This window comes from Acinetobacter sp. 24-47-47 (assembly GCF_057737035.1).
On record NZ_CM173216.1, the window covers coordinates 1,185,819 to 1,206,739 of the forward strand.

At 38.6% G+C, this 20,921-nt stretch carries 20 protein-coding genes and 1 pseudogene; 10 read left to right on the forward strand and 11 right to left on the reverse strand.

Features of this window, described 5'->3' with window-relative positions:
- Positions 1-120 precede the first annotated feature (120 nt).
- Positions 121-957: a posphoenolpyruvate synthetase regulatory kinase/phosphorylase PpsR gene (ppsR, locus tag AC1M9E_RS05485; RefSeq protein WP_035267069.1), complete on the forward strand. Its 837-nt coding sequence runs from the start codon at positions 121-123 to the stop codon at positions 955-957.
- 165 nt (positions 958-1,122) lie between these two features.
- Here the strand turns inward: ppsR and AC1M9E_RS05490 are convergent, their stop codons facing one another.
- The 5 genes from AC1M9E_RS05490 to AC1M9E_RS05510 form a co-directional block, all read right to left on the reverse strand.
- Positions 1,123-1,680, reverse strand: a complete 558-nt coding sequence (locus AC1M9E_RS05490; protein ID WP_481606999.1) for an NAD(P)/FAD-dependent oxidoreductase — start codon at positions 1,678-1,680, stop codon at positions 1,123-1,125.
- Between the two features lie 20 nt (positions 1,681-1,700).
- Positions 1,701-2,630, reverse strand: a complete 930-nt coding sequence (locus AC1M9E_RS05495; RefSeq protein WP_488225116.1) for a ferritin-like domain-containing protein — start codon at positions 2,628-2,630, stop codon at positions 1,701-1,703.
- A gap of 289 nt (positions 2,631-2,919) precedes the next feature.
- Positions 2,920-3,924: an LLM class flavin-dependent oxidoreductase gene (locus AC1M9E_RS05500; protein WP_481589827.1), complete on the reverse strand. Its 1,005-nt coding sequence runs from the start codon at positions 3,922-3,924 to the stop codon at positions 2,920-2,922.
- 131 nt (positions 3,925-4,055) lie between these two features.
- Positions 4,056-4,562, reverse strand: a complete 507-nt coding sequence (locus tag AC1M9E_RS05505) for a YMGG-like glycine zipper-containing protein (protein ID WP_092766182.1) — start codon at positions 4,560-4,562, stop codon at positions 4,056-4,058.
- A 201-nt stretch (positions 4,563-4,763) separates the two neighbouring features.
- Positions 4,764-5,192, reverse strand: coding sequence for a glycine zipper domain-containing protein (locus AC1M9E_RS05510; RefSeq protein WP_092766183.1), 429 nt, complete (start codon positions 5,190-5,192; stop codon positions 4,764-4,766).
- A 401-nt stretch (positions 5,193-5,593) separates the two neighbouring features.
- On the opposite strand from AC1M9E_RS05510, the gene prfA reads away from it, so the two are divergent.
- Together prfA and prmC are read left to right on the forward strand one after the other, a co-directional pair.
- Entirely contained in the window at positions 5,594-6,682 is a 1,089-nt protein-coding gene (prfA, locus tag AC1M9E_RS05515) for a peptide chain release factor 1 (protein ID WP_035267080.1), read from the forward strand.
- Positions 6,682-7,500, forward strand: coding sequence for a peptide chain release factor N(5)-glutamine methyltransferase (gene prmC, locus AC1M9E_RS05520; protein ID WP_180027643.1), 819 nt, complete (start codon positions 6,682-6,684; stop codon positions 7,498-7,500). Before prfA ends, prmC begins: the two co-directional genes overlap by 1 nt.
- Positions 7,501-7,537: 37 nt before the next feature.
- Here the strand turns inward: prmC and AC1M9E_RS05525 are convergent.
- The 3 genes and pseudogenes from AC1M9E_RS05525 to AC1M9E_RS05535 all read right to left on the reverse strand — a co-directional run.
- Positions 7,538-8,238, reverse strand: a pseudogene (locus AC1M9E_RS05525) (ABC transporter permease); the annotation flags it as partial.
- Positions 8,239-8,354: 116 nt separating this feature from the next.
- Positions 8,355-9,326, reverse strand: a complete 972-nt coding sequence (locus AC1M9E_RS05530; RefSeq protein WP_481606997.1) for an aliphatic sulfonate ABC transporter substrate-binding protein — start codon at positions 9,324-9,326, stop codon at positions 8,355-8,357.
- 293 nt (positions 9,327-9,619) lie between these two features.
- Positions 9,620-9,973, reverse strand: a complete 354-nt coding sequence (locus AC1M9E_RS05535) for a hypothetical protein (protein ID WP_180027646.1) — start codon at positions 9,971-9,973, stop codon at positions 9,620-9,622.
- A gap of 283 nt (positions 9,974-10,256) precedes the next feature.
- Between AC1M9E_RS05535 and AC1M9E_RS05540 the strand changes: the two genes are divergently transcribed.
- On the forward strand, positions 10,257-11,021 hold the full coding sequence (locus tag AC1M9E_RS05540; protein ID WP_481606996.1) for a 3-hydroxyacyl-CoA dehydrogenase: 765 nt from the start codon (positions 10,257-10,259) through the stop codon (positions 11,019-11,021).
- Positions 11,022-11,079: 58 nt separating this feature from the next.
- Here the strand turns inward: AC1M9E_RS05540 and AC1M9E_RS05545 are convergent, their stop codons facing one another.
- Positions 11,080-12,006: an N-acetylmuramoyl-L-alanine amidase gene (locus tag AC1M9E_RS05545; protein WP_481606995.1), complete on the reverse strand. Its 927-nt coding sequence runs from the start codon at positions 12,004-12,006 to the stop codon at positions 11,080-11,082.
- Between the two features lie 240 nt (positions 12,007-12,246).
- On the opposite strand from AC1M9E_RS05545, the gene AC1M9E_RS05550 reads away from it, so the two are divergent.
- The 5 genes from AC1M9E_RS05550 (at position 12,247) to AC1M9E_RS05570 (ending at position 15,971) form a co-directional block, all read left to right on the forward strand.
- A complete protein-coding gene (locus tag AC1M9E_RS05550) occupies positions 12,247-13,026 on the forward strand; it encodes a HesA/MoeB/ThiF family protein (protein ID WP_481586996.1) in 780 nt (259 codons plus the stop codon).
- Between the two features lie 39 nt (positions 13,027-13,065).
- Positions 13,066-14,364 (forward strand): ABC1 kinase family protein, encoded by a 1,299-nt coding sequence (locus AC1M9E_RS05555; protein WP_481586997.1) that lies wholly within the window; start codon positions 13,066-13,068, stop codon positions 14,362-14,364.
- A 119-nt stretch (positions 14,365-14,483) separates the two neighbouring features.
- Positions 14,484-14,864: a dihydroneopterin aldolase gene (gene folB, locus AC1M9E_RS05560; protein ID WP_481589834.1), complete on the forward strand. Its 381-nt coding sequence runs from the start codon at positions 14,484-14,486 to the stop codon at positions 14,862-14,864.
- Positions 14,821-15,258: a 2-amino-4-hydroxy-6-hydroxymethyldihydropteridine diphosphokinase gene (locus AC1M9E_RS05565; protein ID WP_481606994.1), complete on the forward strand. Its 438-nt coding sequence runs from the start codon at positions 14,821-14,823 to the stop codon at positions 15,256-15,258. The genes folB and AC1M9E_RS05565 overlap by 44 nt, the downstream gene beginning before the upstream one ends.
- A 164-nt stretch (positions 15,259-15,422) precedes the next feature.
- Entirely contained in the window at positions 15,423-15,971 is a 549-nt protein-coding gene (locus tag AC1M9E_RS05570; protein WP_481606993.1) for a DUF2799 domain-containing protein, read from the forward strand.
- Positions 15,972-15,999: 28 nt separating this feature from the next.
- On the opposite strand, the gene coq7 is transcribed toward AC1M9E_RS05570, so the two are convergent.
- Both coq7 and AC1M9E_RS05580 read right to left on the reverse strand, forming a co-directional pair.
- Positions 16,000-16,635 (reverse strand): 2-polyprenyl-3-methyl-6-methoxy-1,4-benzoquinone monooxygenase, encoded by a 636-nt coding sequence (coq7, locus tag AC1M9E_RS05575; protein WP_481588376.1) that lies wholly within the window; start codon positions 16,633-16,635, stop codon positions 16,000-16,002.
- A 4-nt stretch (positions 16,636-16,639) separates the two neighbouring features.
- Entirely contained in the window at positions 16,640-17,959 is a 1,320-nt protein-coding gene (locus AC1M9E_RS05580; protein WP_481606992.1) for an MFS transporter, read from the reverse strand.
- A gap of 176 nt (positions 17,960-18,135) precedes the next feature.
- Here AC1M9E_RS05580 and AC1M9E_RS05585 point away from each other — a divergent pair, with 176 nt between their 5' ends.
- Positions 18,136-20,892, forward strand: a complete 2,757-nt coding sequence (locus AC1M9E_RS05585; protein WP_488225117.1) for an autotransporter assembly complex protein TamA — start codon at positions 18,136-18,138, stop codon at positions 20,890-20,892.
- Positions 20,893-20,921: the final 29 nt, after the last annotated feature.

Genomic DNA, 20,921 nt, shown 5'->3' on the forward strand with positions numbered 1-20,921 from the left:
CTTGGCATGATATTTTTCTGTGAAAACTTAGCAAACTTTCATTACTAAGCGACAGTCATGTAAGATCGGTTTACTATAAAGATTATATAGTACTTAGACAAATATTTGAGGATTAATTTAATGGCAGAAAGTAAAGATATTAAACGAAGTGTTTTTTTTATTTCCGATGGTACTGCCATTACGGCTGAAACACTCGGGCATTCTTTATTGGCTCAATTTCCTCATGTCGATTTTGATATTCATATCATCCCGTATATCACTACAGAAGAAGCCGCAATGAACGTCGTTGCAGAGATTAACGCGCGCGCAGAGTCTGATGGCCAACAACCTCTTGTCTTTGATACTCTTGTGGATCCCTATGTTCGGGATATCATCAATACGGCAAATGCGGTTAATTTAGATGTGTTTGAAGGGTTAATTAGTAAGCTATCTGAGGTGCTTGGAACAGCCCCTACAACTTTAGTCGGACAAACGCATGCTGTGACTGATTCTGAGTCTTATAAGGCACGTATTGATGCTGTACATTTCGCGCTGGATAATGATGATGGCGCACGTACAAGACACTATGATAAAGCGGACTTAATTTTGATTGGAGTGTCGCGTTCTGGTAAAACACCGACCTCAATTTATTTGTCATTACAATTTGGTATTCGAGTTGCGAACTATCCGTTAACTGAAGAAGATTTGGATGACAACCGTTTGCCAGCAGTTTTACGTCCACATAAGCATAAATTGTTTGGATTAATGATTGATGCTGATCGTTTGGTGGCAATTCGATCTGAACGCAAAGCCAACAGTCGTTATGCAAGTTTTAGCCAATGTCAGATGGAATTGCGTGCAATCGAAGGTATTTATATTTCTGAAGGGATTAAATATCTAAATGTTTCAGAAATGTCGATTGAAGAAATCTCAACACGAGTATTGCAAATGACAGGCTTGAAACGCCGGATTGGTTAAATCGGTAAATCTAATTTAAAAAAAGAAGCACTAGCTGTGCTTCTTTTTATTAAGAGATTAATCGTCATAAATACTCATAAAATTCAAAAATTATATAATTCAAGTGTCTATAATTTCATCATAAAATATCATTTAGAATCACATTTATCTACAAAATGATGATCACTATTCGTACGTTGTAATAATAATATCTACTAAGTGTTCGATTCCTTCCATACTTTGAACGGCATTTTCAGTAATTTTCACGACTGGCCATGTGATCAATTTACAGTTTTCTCGCTGTAAGGCGTTGTAATAATGATCGGATTTAAAAAACATTTTTTGCGACGAAGCTGGATTTGGCATCAATTGTCTTTTTAACCAAGTATCTGAAATCTGAGAATCTAAATAGCGTATTGCCAATGTTGTCTTAATTCGCTGATTAAATAATCGTTTATTTTTAGCGATGAGGGGATGAGCAATAATTTTTTGAATCCCTTTTTCAGTGTGTGGCAAAACGAAATGAGGTGTTATTTGAAATACTTTGACGAATAGCGCATTTTGACAAACCACATCTAAATGTGAAACTGACATTTGATTGGCACCAATAATCGCGACCTTTAATCCTGAAAAATCGGTTTGTTTGATGTCCTCAGCTGAGATAATTTTTCCTTTAAAGTTGGAAAAATACTCAGCTTCATTATGAAAGAATGAATCCGTGTGGGCTTTATTCCTTTTTTTCATTTCTGTACCTAATTATTGTTTTAGTGGGTTGCTTTTGGTTCTGCAGTTAATTCATATATCCAAGATGGGATTTTAGGTAAAGATTTTTCTGGAATCTTATCAGTCATTTTTACCATAGTGTCGACAGGGATATGAAACCATTTATTACGTCGGTTCATGGCACTTCGTGCATGGAAGTTAATAATTTGATACCAAGGATTACGACGACCTTCTGCAGTACGTCCACCTATTCGAGCAAATTTGTGCATCGCTGCATAGAGCTTTTCTTCTGGCAAGCCTAGTTTAATCACATTATCACGCATTTTATTAATGAGTGGTAAGTAGGCAAGAATACCAAGTAGTAAACGTGGATCTACAACTCGCGCTGCCATTTTAGAAAGCTCAATAAAGGTTTTATTGTAGCCTTGATCTTCCATGACACTAAATCCAACACCTAAATGACGAGCTTCATCACCATTAATCAGTTCAAAAGCTTGATGACAAACTGGGTCTTCTACAGTATCCAATAGGAATGTACAAAGTGCGCCATCAAGAGCGACTTCCAGCATCGGAATGACAGCACCTAGAATATAGAAGGGCATTTCATCAGCATAAGTGTCGAGCCATTCCATGATCAGTCTTAAATTTTTATTGGGTTTAGGAATATCGCCTTCAAGCATACCCCATCTTTTCATCAGTGCCATTTCGGCATTGGCGTGACGCTGTTCCTCAGCGTGGAAAATGGCATATATTTCGCGAAGCGTATCTGTCGGTGCTTTTTTTGACATCGCAGAAAATGCACGAGCACCTACATGTTCGATCCACATTAGATCAGCCATAAAATCTTTAAGCTTGGGCCACTGTTCTGCGGTGACTAATTCTTTGCCAGGAGCATCCCAGTCAATATCCGAGAGTGTCCATTGAGTATGTTTTACTTTATCCAACATTTTTTCTAAGTCGATAGAGGCCATGTTATACATCCGTATTTATTTTTTAATCATGAAATTTTATCGCTTAAAAATGTGATGTGTTTTGCAGAAGTGCTTATTTTAGTTTGATATAAAATGCCAAATTTTAAGTATTTGATTGTGAATAATTAATATTGTTGGTTAAAAGAATTTTTTCATTGGAATAGTCTTTTAGGGACATTTGATGTCATTTACTGCCAATAGTTGTTTGACAAACTCAAGAAATGAAAGAGTAATTAATTATATATTTGAAATCAAAACCATTACTCAATCATTTCAGGATTTTTTTGATCTAAGCATTTTGCTTAATTTGCATTAAATACTCAAAGTTTTGAATGCGTTTGTCTGTATCGTAGATATCACAGGTAAAAATAAACTCATCTACATCATAAGGCACCAGTAGTTGTTCAAGACCTTGTTTCACTGTTTCTGGTGATCCGATTTGAGCCATTGCGTAAAAATTATCAACTGACATCTTTTCTGGAGCAGACCAAATTCCATCCATTGATTTAACTGGAGGTTTGAGTTTTAAGCTTTGCCCACGCATTAAGCCTAATACACGTTGATAAGCGCTAGTAGCCAAGTATTCAGCTTCTTCATCAGTATCAGCTATAACAGTTGGAACGCCCATTGATACATAAGGACGATCCAAATATTCAGAAGGTTCGAAGTTTTCTCTGTAAAGTTGAATCGCTTGACCCAACATACGAGGGGCAAAGTGAGAGGCAAAAGAATAAGGTAAGCCAAGTTTAGCTGCCAATTGTGCGCTAAATAAGCTAGAACCTAACAGCCATACAGGAACATGTGTTCCTTGACCTGGTGTCGCTTTGATTCTCTGATGTGGCGATGGTTCCCCCAAATAGCTCAAAATTTCGAGCACGTCTTGTGGAAATTGATCTTCAGTCTCTTGACGACCTCGGCGTAAAGCACGCATGGTCAATTGATCTGTACCTGGTGCGCGTCCTAGTCCGAGCTCAACTCGATCAGGATAAAGCGTTGCTAGTGTTCCAAATTGTTCTGCTACAACAAGTGGTGCGTGATTAGGCAGCATGATTCCGCCAGAACCTACTTTTAAAGAGGAGGTGTTAGCAAGGATATAGCCTAATAACACAGCTGTAGCTGAGCTAGCGATACCATCCATATTATGGTGCTCTGCAAGCCACAGTCGTTTAAAACCCAATTGTTCGATTTTTTGTGCTAACTCCAAAGCATGCTGTAGTGAAAAAGCAATCGTTTTATCATCACGTACAGGAGCGAGTTCCAATACTGAAAACTCGATATCTTTTAAGCTTCGCATAACTTTCTACTCTTTTGAACACTCATAAAGATGTTAATACGAACTCGAGTATTTGTATATTGAAAAAAAACGATATAAGTGTAAATAAAAAAGCGCTCTAAGTTGAGCGCTTGAATTCTAAGAGTTTGGAATTACCGTTTACCGTTTTTATACCAGCCTAAATGACGACCATTGTCACTTCTGTAATTACGGTCATTATAACGATAGTTTGAATTGCGATAACCGCTTTCACGGCGATCATAACGATCTCTATAGTCATCTTCGCGACGATCTTCAGCCACTTTTTTACCTAAAACTGAACCGCCAGCTGAACCTAATGCAGCCCCAGCATAACCAGCATTTGTTCCGCCCATATTATTACCAACGGTGTAACCACCAGCACCACCTAATGCAGCACCAATTGCAGCAGCATTACGATCTTTTTTGTTCGCTGATGCAGCTGCGCCACCAGCACCACCAATCGCTGATCCGATCATTGCTCCAGTCGAGCCACCCATTTGTTGACCAATCGCAGCACCAACGACTCCACCTAAAGCAGATGTGAGGGCAACTCTGGACGAACTATCAGCATAAGCAGTTGTTGTACTCAAGGCCGCAGTTGCGATCGCAGCAGCAAATAACTTTGAATTAAATTTCATGGTGAACTCCTTGTCGAAGTCTTATATTTGATGGTTTTAATTTAATCCAAATTTCTGCAATCATTTTGGAGAGCAAGTTGCTGGTTTGTATTTTTCTCTCCCTAATTTATCCATAATTAATTTGTTAATAAAAAAATGCGCCCTAAGGCGCATCGAGGTGAATACAGAGTATTCAAAGGGGAAACTATCAATCAGATTATATTAACGACGGCTATGTTTTTTCTTTTTCCATTTACGATCTTGACGTGAATCATAAGCTTTGTCTTTCGCAATTTTGTTACCAAGAGCAGCACCACCAGCAGCACCTAAAGCAGAGCCGATATAACCACCATTGGTTCCACCCATGCTATTACCTACGGTATAACCCGCACCGCCACCTAATGCACCACCGATGGCAGATTCAGTACGGTTACGTTTATTACTGGCAACTGCAGCACCACCAGCACCACCAAGTGCTGCACCTAAAGTTGCACCTGTTGTGCCACCCATGTTTTTACCAATTGCTGTACCTGCTACACTACCTAAAGCACTCGCAGCAGCGACACGCGCTGTACTGTCTGCATGTGCAGATACCGTGAACATTGATGCAGTGGCTAAGGTGGCTGACATTAATAGGGTATTCAATTTCATGTGTGACTCCATGTCCTTGTTCGTGGACGAGTAATAATTCGTTGAGCACAATGTAACAAGAATTGAAGCGCTAAATATGTAGAAGTTGACCTAGAGTTTTACGTTTTGGTTGCACAATGTTGTTTTTATATTACAGCTGATCATTCAATATGCATTATTGGGCTGATTAAGAAGAAACTATGGAGAGTTGATTCCATCAACATTTTTTAAACTTGGCAGTTATGGAGCTAATTTTTGATTATCCATTAATTGGGTGTGACAAGGATTGAAAAATGGTTTTGCAAAGTCATTCTATATAAATATGTTAATTGAATGTCAGAGTCGTTAAACTACTCGCAATTTTAGAAATATTAATTTAAGGCAGTCCTTAAGTTAATCCAGTATTAGAGATTTTATTTAACATGAAAGAATCGTTACGTTTACGATTAGACCAACTTTGTGATCGTCATGAAGAATTAGAAGCGCTATTGGCTGATGTTGAAGTCATTTCCGACAATAAGCGTTTCCGTAATTTGTCACGTGAACACAATGATTTGACTGAAATCACCACTGTTTGGAAAAAATATACCCAAGCGGAAGAAGATATTGTAACGGCTGAAGCAATGTTGTCAGATCCTGACTTTAAGGAAATGGCACAAGAAGAAATTAAAGAAAATAAAGCATTAATTGAATCTTTAGAGGCAGAATTGAATATTCTGATGATTCCGAAAGATCCAAATGATGCGAACTCTGCATATCTGGAAGTACGTGCAGGGACAGGTGGCGATGAAGCTGCGATTTTCTCTGGTGATTTATTCCGTATGTACAGTAAATATGCTGAATCACAGGGTTGGCGTGTCGAAATCCTTTCTGAAAATGAAGGTGAACATGGCGGTTACAAAGAAATTATTTGCTTAATTAATGGTGAAGGTGTTTACGGACGCTTAAAGTTTGAAAGCGGTGCTCATCGAGTTCAGCGTGTTCCTGCAACTGAATCGCAAGGTCGAGTTCATACGTCAGCTTGTACCGTTGCAATTCTTCCTGAAATTGATGTTGATACGACTGTAGATATTAACCCTTCAGACTTGCGTATTGATACTTATCGTGCATCTGGGGCGGGTGGTCAGCACGTTAATAAAACGGATTCTGCTGTGCGAATCACCCATATTCCGACAGGTACTGTTGTTGAATGTCAGGAAGAGCGTTCACAACATAAGAACAAAGCAAAGGCAATGGCATTATTGGCATCTCGTCTTGAGAATGCTAAACGTGCAGCAGCTGATGCTGCGACATCTGAAATGCGCCGTGATTTGGTGGGTTCAGGTGATCGTTCAGAACGTATTCGTACCTATAATTATCCTCAGGGTCGTATGACTGATCATCGTATTAACTTAACTTTATATAAATTGGATGCAGTGATGGAGGGAGATTTAACTGAGCTTTTAGATAGCTTACATCGTGAATATCAAGCGGATCAATTGGCAATGCTTGCACAGCAGAATGGTGGTTAATGAACATTCAACAAGCGCTTGCACTGCGTGGTGAGCCTGAAAGTTATGAGCGTCAAGAAAATGCTTGGTTGCTCGAACATATCACTAAAATCGATTCATTCGATTTGGTGATGAAGAAGGATAAAGAGCTCACTGCAGAACAAGAGCAGGCGTATCGAGAGGCGATTGCTCGGATTAAAGCAGGTGAGCCTTTAGCTTATGTCACAGGTTCGCAACCTTTTTGGACATTGGACTTAAAAGTGACGTCCGATACGTTGGTGCCTAGACCAGACACCGAAGTTTTGGTGGAGACAGTTTTAAAGTTAGAGTTGCCTGAGGATGCGCGCGTTGTAGATTTAGGAACTGGGACAGGCGCCATTGCATTGTCACTCGCTTCCGAGCGTCCTAGTTGGTCTTTAACAGCAACCGATATTTATGAGCCTACATTGGAAGTCGCTAAATTTAATGCTGAGCAACATGACTTAGATCAGGTTCAATTTGTATTAGGCAGTTGGTTAAAACCGTTTGGGCGTCAATTTTTTGATGTCATTGTGTCTAATCCGCCTTATATTGATCCAGCAGATGAACATATGCACAATTTGGCGACCGAGCCTCAACGTGCATTAATCTCTGATAAAAAAGGTTTAGCGGATCTTGAGCAAATTATTTTACAAGCCAAGAAGCATCTGACTGTTGAAGGTTGGGTGGTACTTGAACATGGATATGATCAAGCAGACGCTGTTCAGCATCTATTTCGTCAAGCAGGTTATAAGAAAGTGAGAACCGTTAAAGATTATGGTGGTAACGATCGCGTGACTTTAGCACAATGGCCTCATTAGAAATAAAAAAGCGACTTTAGGTCGCTTTTTTATTGATTCATCTTTTGATGACATCACGCCATAACAATAATTTTGATTCAAATACTTTCATTATGGTATCCGTGATTTTTCCCAATATTGCCAATAAAATAATAGCAATGATCACAATATCTGGACGCGATGTTTCACGTCCATCGCTTAATAAATATCCAATACCTTGCGTTGCTGCAATGAGTTCAGCGGCAATCATGAACATCCAAGCTAAACTCAAACTATTGCGCAAGCCTGTAAGGATAGATGGAGAAGCTGCGGGTAAAACGATTTGGTAGATTTGTTGCCAGCGATTCAGTCTATACACTTGAGCCAACTCAATCAATTTTCGGTCGACACCATGAATACCAGCCACAGTATTGGTATAAGTTGGAAAAAAAGCACCAATCGCAATGAGGGTGATTTTGAGGATTCATCAATACCAAGCCATAACAAAAGGAGGGGAATCCACGCAAGACTAGGAATTGACTTAATTGCAGAAAAGGTCGGTTCAATAAACTCTTCTACATGGCGATTGAGCCCAACCAAAACTGCAAAAAATAGTGCTAAACCACTACCAATAGCAAACCCTAAAAACACTCGCCATGTACTTGCCCAAATATGTTGACCTAAATCATTCTGAGCAAATTCTTGCAGGGAAACAAATAAGCTACTTGGTGCAGGTAGCAGATAAGGTTCAACTAAACCACCTCGAACCAAAATTTCACACAGCAGTACCAGTAATACAGGGAGGAAAATACCTTTCAACCATTTATTTCCTTTTGTCGACAGTTGTGATTGGACATTGATATTCCGATGCTCAATCGCTTTTTCACTGATCGCCATTATTTTGTCACCAATTTTTGAGCGAATGAGGCATTAAATAACTGTTGAACAACTTGATTTACATTTGTTCCTTTACGAACTAAGTCTTCTTCAGTCAAGATTTTGCCGGATTTTTGTAGTGCATTAATATGTTGGGCTGTAGGAATGTTTTGATTAAAGTCAGTACGCTGAAGCTGAAGTTTTGCAACCTCTAAAGGTAGTTTAGCTTCAGTGGCGAGTAACTGCGCCAGTTTATCTGGATTAGCTTTTGCCCATTTACGTGCTTGCTCATACGCTTTAATTACGGCTTCAATTGCTTCTGGGCTAGATCGAGTAAATGGCTCTTTGACGCTTAACACGCTATAACTATTAAAGCCTACATTACGATAAAGCAGTTTTGCACCCGACTGAACTTGAGCTGATGCCATCAAAGGGTCTAAGCCAGCCCAAGCATCCACTTGTTTACGTTCTAACGCCGTTTTGCCATCTGGATGTTGCAAATGAACAAGCTGTACATCTTTTTTATTCAATCCAACGGTATCTAAAGCTTGTAGCGTAAATAAAAATGGGTCAGTTCCTTTTGTTGCGGCAATTTTTTTACCTTTTAGATCTTTTAAGGATTTAATCGGGGAGTCTTTTGGCACGACTAAAGCTGTCCATTCAGGTTGGCTTTGGATATAAACTGTTTTAACAGGGCTACCATTGGCACGACTTAATACAGCGGCAAGACCAGCAGTTGAAGCAAAATCAACATTGCCGCTATTGAGATATTCTAAGGAGCGATTACTGCCTTGACTAAATACCCATTTGATTTTGGTATTGGGTAAAGCCTTTTCTAATAGCTTTTGATTTTTAACCACTAAGCTCGTAGGAGCATAATAGGCATAATCCAGTTTGATTTCCTTAGGAAGTGCGGCATTGGCTCCACTATGAACAACACTAATTGCTAAACCCAACAGTCCTAATTTCAATGGAGATATCGATTTTTTCATTAAAGTACCTGATTTAATTCGCTAAATTTTCGATATAAATAGCCTTTCAGGTGATTTGTGACAAAAAAGAAAATGAGATATTAAAAGAACAAATTTTGATAAAGTTAAAATTATGAGTTAACAAATTGAAATCAGATCAATATTTTATAAATATTGTGGTTTTGTGAAAATATAGTGATTTATCAGAACTTTATATAAATTAATGCAATGAGATGAAGGTCACATAATTTAATATAGCAAGGCTAAGAGTGAAAATGAGACCAAACCATATCAGCTTGATCTCAATACTCACATTATACGAAATACTCAGTTGAAATATCGCTCACTTCAAGAAGGTCTAATGAGTCTGACTCCAAAGCCAAGCATAGCGCTACTACCTTTAAAGTGTCCGAAATTTTTGAAGCATCTTTTAACGCAATACCAGATTTCAGTTCATTAAGACGCTCAGTTGAAATATCTAATGCAAGTGCAGTTTCACTTGCATCTTGAGTGTCTAGGAATTGATTGATTGCATTTTTTAAATCTATTTCAGATGCATTCAGAATGCTCATTTGAAGCTGCTCTGTAATTTGATCTGAATCTTGATTAAGTGCATGGGGGAAAGTTTGAGCAAAATTTTGCTCTAAGACATCGATCATTTTAAACATGATTGAACCTTTAGGAGATATGGCAAACTGCCGAAATGAATAAGATTAAAATAGTCTAAATATTAGCCGAATTCAAAAGAATAACGATGACTGTATGGTTTTTAAATCATGTCACTAAAGCAAACTTAACTGTAATGTGTGATTAATTTTTTATATTAAATAAATATTAAATTATAACTATTTTGAATTATTTAGACCAATTGGTCACTGAATAAATTGAATCCGTATTAGAGGAGGATTACCCTAAAGCCAACTTAAAACTAAAAAAAGGATAATGAGATTTATGAATATTCAAGGAAAAGTGATTGTTATTACAGGTGGCGCTTCTGGGTTAGGTGCGGCGACAGCAGCTTATCTTCAACAGCAGGGTGCTCGTGTGGTAATTGTTGATATGAATGCATCTTTGGGCGAGCAGACGGGTCAAGAAATTGGTGCAGAGTTTATTCAACTAGATGTAACTGATGAAAAAGCAGTTGAATCATTCTTTGCACACATACAAGGAAAATATGGACAATTAAATGGTTTAATCAACTGTGCTGGTATTGCACCATCAGCTAAAGTGCTTGGTCGTGATGGCCTGCATGCCTTAGATATGTTCCAAACAGTACTGAATATCAACGTCAGTGGAACCTTTAATATGTTGCGATATGCTGCGCAATTAATGTCACAGTATGCGCTTTCGGGGGAAGAGGAAGAACGCGGTGTCATTGTGAACACGGCTTCAGTTGCTGCTTTTGATGGTCAAATTGGTCAGGCTGCATATTCTGCATCTAAGGGCGCTGTTGTTGGTATGACTTTGCCATTGGCGCGTGAGTTAGCACGCGAAAAGATCCGTGTTATGACTATTGCACCTGGGATCATGGAAACTCCGATGCTTAAAGGTCTTCCGCAAAATGTGCAGGATGCATTGGGACAGATGGTTCCATTCCCACCACGTTTAGCTAAACCTGAAGAATTTGCGAAACTGGTTGGACATATCTTTGAAAATTCGTATTTAAATGGTGAAGTGATTCGATTGGATGGCGCAATTCGTATGGCGCCAAAATAATATATGAAAATCAGTTTAGTCTTCACTTAAATAGACGACTAAACTGATCTCAGATGCTTTATGGTGTAATCGCCGGACGAGCTACATTACGATACTTCTCAAGTAATGCATCAAGGCGGGCTACAGTTTCAATATCCGCGAAACCATCATATTTCTCAGGATAAAAATGCATTTGGAATGCGGATACAACATTTTGAGTGACTTGATCGTATTGACCAGTGACAGGAATGTTATATCCGTATAATGCCAATTTGCTTTGTAACGAAGCAATATCATTCTTCCAAGGATGATAAGTACGATAATAATTTACAGTGTCGTTATCGTACCAAGCACCGATGTTATAATCTTCATATAAACGTTTCCAAGGAAATAGCGGACCTGGATCAAATTTACGACCTGGAGAAATATCACTGTGCCCCAAAATTCGGTCGGGTCTGATCTCGTATTTTTTAGTAATTTTTAAAATAATATCTGCAAGGACTTCGATTTGTTGTTTTGATGAAAATGGATACCATCGACGTTGCATCAAAGGGAGTTGTTCATCGTCTGCAGGGAAACCGAGATTTTCAATTTCAATGCCGATACTTGAGGCATTCAAACTGCTGTTGGTCTGCCAAGAACTCGTGCCAGCATGCCAAGCTCTTTTATCATCAGGCACAAGACGGTACACAGTAAATTTACCATTGGTTGGTAATTCGGGTACAAAATAGTGACTACTGGCAGGGAAATTAGGATCTTTAAACAAAGCCAATGTTTCGTCTTTAGATACTGCTGTGTAGTGCAGAATCAAGAACATTTGCCGATTGTCTTGATTGGGTGAAGCATTCTCTTCGTCCAGATCATAAAGCGTGCTTTCTATATATTCTGGTTGGGTATCCGAACCTTGATTGACGTATGTAATGTTGGTGATCTTTTCATCTTTACATGCCGTCAGGAATAAACTCGAAACTAATAATGTAGCGAGTGCAAAAATTTTTTTATTCATAAGTATGACTGTCATTTATTGGAGTTAGATGTTTTTAAAATTAATTGCTAGTGAAGCAATTATTGAGATTATGTTTATTAATAGTACAAAATAAAATAAGAAAAATTAAACAAACCTATTCGAATTGTAACAATAAGGTACAGATCTTCTAGGGTAAAAATTATCTTCAGAATTGTATGAATAGACTGCTTATTTATTCGGTATCATAGGCTTATACAAGCATGTAATCAGGGTGTTTAGGTGAGTGATAGCATTGAACTGAGTGATGTTGAGCTACAGTTGTACGCAAGACAAATATTACTAGAGGATTGGGATATTGATGCACAAGAAAGATTAAAGCTGTCCAATGTGCTTATTATTGGTTGTGGTGGAATAGGGTGTTTGACTGCAGAGTTATTGGCGAGAGCAGGCGTGGGTAAATTGACACTCATCGATGCTGATACTGTAGAAATTAGTAATTTACAGCGACAAATTGCCTTTGATCATCATGATGTGGGTTTTTACAAAGCTGAAGTGTTAGCCAAGAAAATTTCTCAAATTAATCCTTATATTAAGATTGAATACATCAATACTAAATTTGATTTTAATAATGCTGCCGCACTGATTACACAGCAAGATCTTGTGTTAGATGGTTGTGACAATTTTGAAACCCGTTATTTGGTCAATCAAATGTGTAAGGATGCGAATGTTCCACTCATTAGTGCATCTGCGATTGGTTTGCAGGGGCAGTTATTTATGGTGGATGGTGAATCAGCATGTTATGAATGTCTTTTTCCTAAAGAAGATCATGCAGATGAGAGTTTAAGGTGTGCAGATTCAGGAGTTTTAGCAACAACTCCTAACCTGATGGCAAGTATGCAAGCACATCATGCGCTATTATATCTGGGGTTAAATTTAACACCATTAAAACAGAAGATCCTTCTATGGAATGGAAGGAACATGCAACAGCGAATTTTGAATTTTGACAAGGATAAAGAATGTCAAATCTGTCACATCAGTCAATCCGCAAAGACAATTTAATTTGCTACACTCAACATATCGAAATTTAATATCGACATTATGAAAAATAATATTTGGTTAGATGGTTTACGCTCAGTGGCCCGTGTAGGTGAAACTGCGGTCATTGCTGCGCGAGCAGGGATTAAATACGCGACAGAAAAACCGAGTAATGCGAAATTAATGCGCGAAACTTTCGAGTCACTTGGTTCAACGTATATTAAGTTGGGACAGTTTATTGCCAGTACGCCTTCATTATTTCCACGTGAATATGTTGAGGAATTTCAAGGGTGTTTAGATCAGACACCTAAACTCCCATTTAGCTATATTGAAAGTGTTTTGAATGCTGAGTTTGACGGTCGCGATTTAGGTGAAATTTTCGCATCTATTGATGAAACGCCATTAGCTTCTGCTTCGATCGCACAAGTGCATGCTGCTAAATTGGTGAGCGGCGAAGATGTCGTGATCAAAGTCCAAAAACCTGGTGTTGAAACTATCCTTTATACGGATTTAAATGTCCTACATTGGGCGACCAAGATTCTAGAGAAGGCAGTTCCTAAAGTAAAATTTGCTTCACTTGCGGATATTGTTGAAGAAATCAAAACACGTATGGTTCGTGAAGTTGATTTTATTGAAGAAGCAAAAAATATTGATGATTTTGTTAATTATCTGCACATTACTCAAAATACTAAAGCGACTGCACCAAAGGTATATCATCAATATTCAACACGTCGTGTCCTGACAATGCAGCGTCTTTATGGCGTGCCGTTGACGGATTTCGATGTGGTTCGTCAAGTTTCTAAAGACCCATCACAGGTTTTGATTACTGCCATGAACACATGGTTTGGTAGTTTGATGATGTGTGAAAGTTTCCACGCAGATTTACATGCTGGCAACCTCATGCTTTTGGATGATGGTCGCATTGGATTCATTGATTTTGGTATTGTGGGACAATTAAAGCCTGAAGTATGGACGGCATGTATTGCTTTCATGGATGCATTGCAAAATACCAATTATCCATTGATGGCAGAAAATATGCTGAAAATGGGCATGACCAATACGCAAATTGATACAACAGTTTTGGCAAACGATTTAGAGCGATTATTCAGTGGTGTACTCACAGCTGATCCTCAGCAAATTCTGTCATCTAATCCAGCCGACTTAAATGACATCATGATGGATATGGTGGCTGTAGGTGAGCGTCATGGCATCCGTTTTCCACGGGATTTCGCATTGTTGTTTAAACAAATGCTTTATTTTGATCGTTTTATGAGAATTCTTGCGCCGTACACTGATATTTATGCAGATCAGCGCTTACAAATGGTACAAACAATCGATCCTAATCTTTTGTTGAAACATTAAATCTTAAACAAGTGTTAAAATATCACAGCAAATCCTCAATAGAAGAGGATTTGCTTTTATCGCCTCCCGTCAAGCGTGCTATCACTGTTTGATAGTTTACGAAAAGGTCATGATTGAAGATGGATTCCATATTAATTGAAGGATTGAAAGTTGAAACAGTCATCGGATGTTTTGACTGGGAACGGCAAATCATTCAACCATTATTGCTTGATCTTCATATTGCGACTGATTTAGAGCAGGCATCAAATTCAGATCTTCTCGCTGATACTTTAAATTATGCTGAAATTTGTGAAATCGCGACTCAGACGATTCAAAAAGCTCAACCTGAATTAATTGAATTTGCTGCAAAAATTGTCCTCAAAGCTTTGTTTGAACAATATCCAGCAATTGAGTCTATCCAAATTACTGTGCGTAAGCCTGCTATTATTCCACAAGCTAATTCAGTAGGAATTCGTCTTGAAAGACACCGTAATGATTTATGCGCTAGCATTGGCGAGTAATAGCCAACCGCACAATCATCTGGTGAATGCATTAAAACAAATTGCGTCATTGGGATGTATTACGCGTTCTCCTATCTATGTCATACCTTGTCGAGATGGTGTTGGACAAGATTATTGGAATGCTGCATGTTTATTAGAATCAAAGCGGCAAGTCAATGAAATTACCAATCTTTTAAAAGCGCTGGAAAAAGCTTCTGGTCGAGTCCGTCCGTCACATGATATTTCTTTGGATGTAGATCTCATTGCATGGGGAAATACGCTCCAAAATATGCAATTTAATCCAAAAAAAATGCCATTAGCCTTAGATGTTAAAATTCCAATGTTTGATATTTGGGAAAATCCATTATTTGAGCATGAAGCGCATCATTTTCCTCAAGTGTCACTAGATGGTTAATTTTCTAAAATAGGATGAGTTTCGCCGAATAGTCCATCGGTAGCATTGATCAAATATGTCTTTGATACGGAAATAGGCTGTGATGTAACAATAATCAGCTTCTTTTAAATGGACTAATTTTTATAATACGCCACTTCAAAATAAATAAGCTCCATATCAAGAAGATGTATAAAATTATTGTGTTAAGCGCAATTTTGGCGTTCCTCTCAGGTTGTGCAACGCTTTCCCCTCAAGAGTGTCGAACTGCTCAATGGTCGGAAATAGGTGAAAAAGATGGAAGCAGTGGTTATTCGTATCGCATTGTTAAACATCAAAAAGCCTGTTCAAAAGTGAATATTGAACCTGATCACAAGTTATATGAAAAAGGTTACCAACTTGGGCTTCGTTCATATTGTCAACCCGAAGTTATTTTCGATGGAGCTTTGGATGGAAGAGGTGGGTATAGGGTTTGTCCATCAGAGTTACATGCCCAATTAGCACCCTTTTATAATGTGGCCGATCAGTACTATCGTTCTAAGAAAGACAAAGATGCTAAAGATAAAGAAATTGAAACTTATCGAGACTACTTACTGGATGACAAAATCACCAAAGAAAAGCGGGAAGAGTATCTTAAGAAAATAAAGTCCTTAAAGCAGGATAAATTGCGGTTAGATTTGAATTTCAATCATGCTGAGCGTGAATTAAATAAGTTTAGACGATTCCATCATCTATAAAAAATGCGGCCCATGAGCCGCGTTTTTTTTAAATATAATAACTTGTTTTGGTCATGAGTTTGGATATACCCGTCATTGCGATTTTGACCGCAGCTGGTAATTCCACACCACCTGCATTTAGTGCAGTATCTCGATGTTGAAGTTCATCCTGATTCATCTGTGTCAAAATTTGACGAGAGCGTTCATCATGCGGTGGGAGTTGGTCAAGATGGTGTTGCAAATGCAGACTCACTTGGCGTTCAGTTTCTGCAACGAAGCCTAAACTGTATTTGTCACCAGCAATACCTGCAATCGCACCCATACCAAAAGAAAGACCATACCATACAGGATTGAGTAGACTTGTATGACTATCTAACTCTTTTAAACGATCTTCACACCATGCTAAATGATCTTGTTCTTCAATCGCGGCATGCTCCATTTCACGACGAACATTAGGCAATTTAGCTGTCAATGCTTGACCGTGATAAAGCGCTTGAGCGCAGACTTCACCACTGTGATTAACACGCATGAGTCCAGCAACATGCCTTGCTTCACTCACTGCGAGATGAGTCTCTGCTTGACTTGCTGGATTTTCACGTTGTGAGGTGGTGGTGCCTGGTACCAAACTACGCAGTGCTTGATCAAATGAATGGATAAATTTATCTAGACCTGTGTAGTGACGCATAACCTTAATCCTCTAAATCAATTTGAGCATTTTTTAACATTGGTTTTAAGCGTGTTAATAACCAAATCGTGTACAGAGCACTCAATATTGCTGTAATACCGAATAGAATCTTAATATCAATACTTAAGATACTTAAAATAATAATGGAGAATATAGCAGAAGACACCATGAATACTGCATTCATAATGTTATTAGCAGCCACTACGCGAGCACGATGTGAACACGGTGAATAGGCTTGCATCATGGCATACAGCGGAACAATATAAAAACCACCACTGATCCCTAATAAAGTAACTGCAATCATCACATGATAATAAATCATACCAGAATTAAACATGTCTGATATGCCAATAAAATCTCCAGTCCTTTCAGGAACAAAGGCTAAACTTCCTGCTAAATAGAAGGCGAAAACGGTTAAGCCTACTGCACCAATAGGCACCATTTTAATATTGACCTCTGAGCCACCAATTTTTCGGCATAGCAATGAACCTACACCAATACCCACAGAAAAAAAGGTAAGGAGGAGGCTAACCACATTTTCGTTGGCATGAAGATTTTGCTGAGTCATTTGAGGTATTTGAGTTAAATATGTCGCGCCATAAAACCAATACCAAGAATTACCCAATAAAATGGTAAAGATGAGGGGTAAGCTTTTTGCATAACGTATGGTTTGAAAACTGGTTCGAAAGAAATTCCAATCGACATTGATATGATTTTCACGGACTTTTTGTTTGAGAATGAAGCGACTACAACTATAACCAAGTATCGCGATGGTCACGACCGTCAGGCTGATCCAAACTAAGTTACCTTCAGAGTTTGAAATCACTACACCACCCAAGATCATCCCCATCAATATTGCAATGGAAGTACCTGACTGGAATAAAGCATTACCCGACATCAATTCATTCGGTTTTAATATTTCAGGGAGAATGGCGTATTTAATCGGTCCGAAGAAGGTACTGTGTGTACCCATGAGGAACAATGCTAATAACAATAGCCATAAATTGCCGAGTAAAAATCCAGCAGTACCAATCAGCATAATCAAGATTTCAAGCAATTTGATATTACGAATCAAGAAAGAGCGTTCGTATTTGTCTGCAATTTGTCCTGCAGTCGCTGAAAAAATGAAGTAAGGTAGAATAAAGAGAAGTGCAGCTAGATTATTCAGTGTGCTTACGCTTGCGGTCTGTTGTTGAATCCAACCATAGGTAATGACGAGCAATAAGGATTGTTTAAAGACATTATCGTTTAAGGCCCCAAAAAATTGAGTCAAAAACATAGGTAAAAAACGGCGCGAACTCAGTAGATGCTCTTGTTTTTGCATGACAATTCAGCTTTTTTAAAAATTATTAAGAAATGTGATGATTTAGTAACAATATCGGAAAATCATGTATCATATTTTCATCCTAAAAATTTTGAAAATACTAGAAATTTGATTCAGTTAGCTTGAGTGAAAAATCTGTATTTTCTATTTAAAATATAAAGTATTCAGAGCGCAGTATGCCATCGAAAACACAATTTAAAAAATCATTACTTTCCCAATGTGTACAGCACACATGGATATCAAATGATATCAATAAATGGTTATATGCAAGTGTTTTTTTAGGTGCGCTTTCTTCACCTGTATTATTTGCAGCCGACACAGTGATTTCAAGTCAGGAGCTTGAGCCTGCGACATCCGTACAAGCCATCGAAAATAATAAACAAAAAATTGAAAACGTTGCGCAACAACAGGGATTATCAAAAGAGAAAATTGAAAGTATTGATCAAAAAATAGATCAGTTGAGTGGGCAAGATGATTTTAATAGTTATGAAATGCTTCAGCAGCAAGAGCAATTGAGTCCACAAGAGCAATTCAAGCCGATAGAATTTGATGATTTGGAGTTGCTGCCTGAGGAGAGTGTGGACCCTCGACTTGCCAATGAAATTTTATCAGTCGCTGAAGAAGCCAAGCAGGAAGCGCAAAATTTCAGATCGGGATTGACGACTCCAGCCATTCAAGTACAAGATCTACCTGCGAATGACATTTCAGAGGCTGAGTTAACAAAAGCGCCAGTCAACATTGATCAGTTGATGCAAAATATTCAGTCTGATCGTCAGATTGAGGTGTCTGAAAATGTGGAAGGACGTTCATTATCCGTTCAAACCCAAGAACCTGAAAATAAAGAACCAGAAAAAGTAAATGTGTTTAAACGCATTTTCTACAAAATACGTCCTCCACGTCTTAATCAGCCCGCTGCTGTGCCACGTATTACCGCAGATGTTACGGGCGCACCAAAACCACTCGCGGACAATATCAAAGCAAAGTTATCATCATTCACTGTTGAGTCATTTTCAGATTTCAATGCTGCCGTCCCGCAACTCCGTAATATGACTGTCCAAGCTGCACAAGCCGTAGGTTATTACGATGCTGAATTTAAGTTTGAAAAAGTCAGTGATAACCGAGTAAGTGTCAATGTCACACCTCATAATCCAGTAGTGGTGCGAGAACAAAATATTGAATTTACTGGGCCTGGGCAGAATCTTGCTCAATTGCAAGTGATTCGAGTGCTTCCTGATTTGGAGGTGGGTGATATTTTCGATCATGGTAAATATGAAGCGACAAAAGCTCGAATCATTGAAGCGGCGAATAACAATGGTTTCTTTGATTATTATTGGCGAATGCACGATGTCATGTTGGCCCGCCCTCAAAATCAAGCAGATATAAATTTGAAGATGGAAACAGGTGAACGTTATAAGCTGGATGATGTGCAGTTTAGAATGAGTGATCCATCAAAAAAATTACCGATTCGTGAAGATATTTTAAGAACCTTAGCTCCTTGGCAAGAAGGTGCAGACTTTACCGCATGGCGTGTAAATGTATTAGCCAACAACTTAACCAATTCACGTTATTTTAACTATAGCCTTGTTGACGCTGTTAAACCTGATCCAATTATTAAGCCGCTTGAACTCGCACCTGATTTGCAGGCTTTAGTGGATGAGCAAAAAATTGATAGAAGTTTATTAACAGGTCAAGAAAAGGCTGAACAACAGGCAAGTTCATCAGAAGAAGTCACGCAGAATGTGGCAGATGAAACTCAATTTGCGGGTGGAAATGAACGTCGTACTTTGCAAGAGCGTAATGATGCTGATAATCAAGCGCAAGCCAAGCAGGAAGAAACTGAGCGTTTACAAGCCTTAGCACGTGAAGAGAAAAAAATCCCTGTCATCGTGACATTGAATGCGGATAAATTAAATAGTGTTGAAGCGGGTATTGGTTATGGTACTGATACAGGTGTACGCTTACGAAGTCAGTACCGCCGTTCTATTGTGAATGATCGTGGTCATTCGTTTGATGCAAACTTAGAGTTGTCACAAGTCAGACAATCAATTGATGGTCGTTATAATATTCCATATAAACACCCATTAAATGATTATGTCAGTCTAGTTGGTGGTTACGAGCGTGAAGATCGTGATGAAATTGGGAATGGATTAAATCTCATCGTGGAATCCGCTGTTGCCGGAGCTGACAGAATTATTAAAGGAGCGCGTCGTGATTGGCAGCATATTTTTGGTGTGCGTTATCGTCTAGATCGTATGACGATTGAAGGTGATATTCCTGAGACACTTGACCCAGATACCAATTGGGATGAAATCCCAGAGTTTGTCGTTGCAACGGGTAATGATGAGCAGCAATCTTTATTACTTGGTTATGAAGCCACTAAAGTCACCAGTGATAATCGATTGAATCCGACTAAAGGATTTAAACAAAACTACAAAATCCAATTGGGGAGTGAGAGCCTGCTATCCGATGCTGATATGGCGATTGTAAATGCGAACTGGAAATTTTTATATTCATTAGGCAGTAACAATGATCATCAATTCATTGGTGGGGCAAACCTCGGTTATATCATCACAGAAGATTTTCAAAAAGTGCCCTATAACTTGAGATTCTTTGAAGGGGGTGACCAAAGTCTACGAGGCTTTGACTATAAGAGTTTGTCCCCTGTGGAATTTGGATATAAAGTCGGAGGTCAAGCGCGTGCGATTGGGACTTTAGAGTACAATTACCAATTTAAAGAAGGCTGGCGCGCCGCGTTATTTAGTGATTTTGGTAATGCTTATGATGAAAAATTTACCAATGATACTGAATATAGCATAGGAGCAGGAATCCGCTGGAACTCTCCAATTGGTCCAATTCGTCTAGATGTGGCATCGGGGATATCTGATCCTGGTAAACCTATTCGTCTACATTTCTTTATCGGGCCGCAACTTTAATATTTAAGATAATAAAAGTACTCAAACAT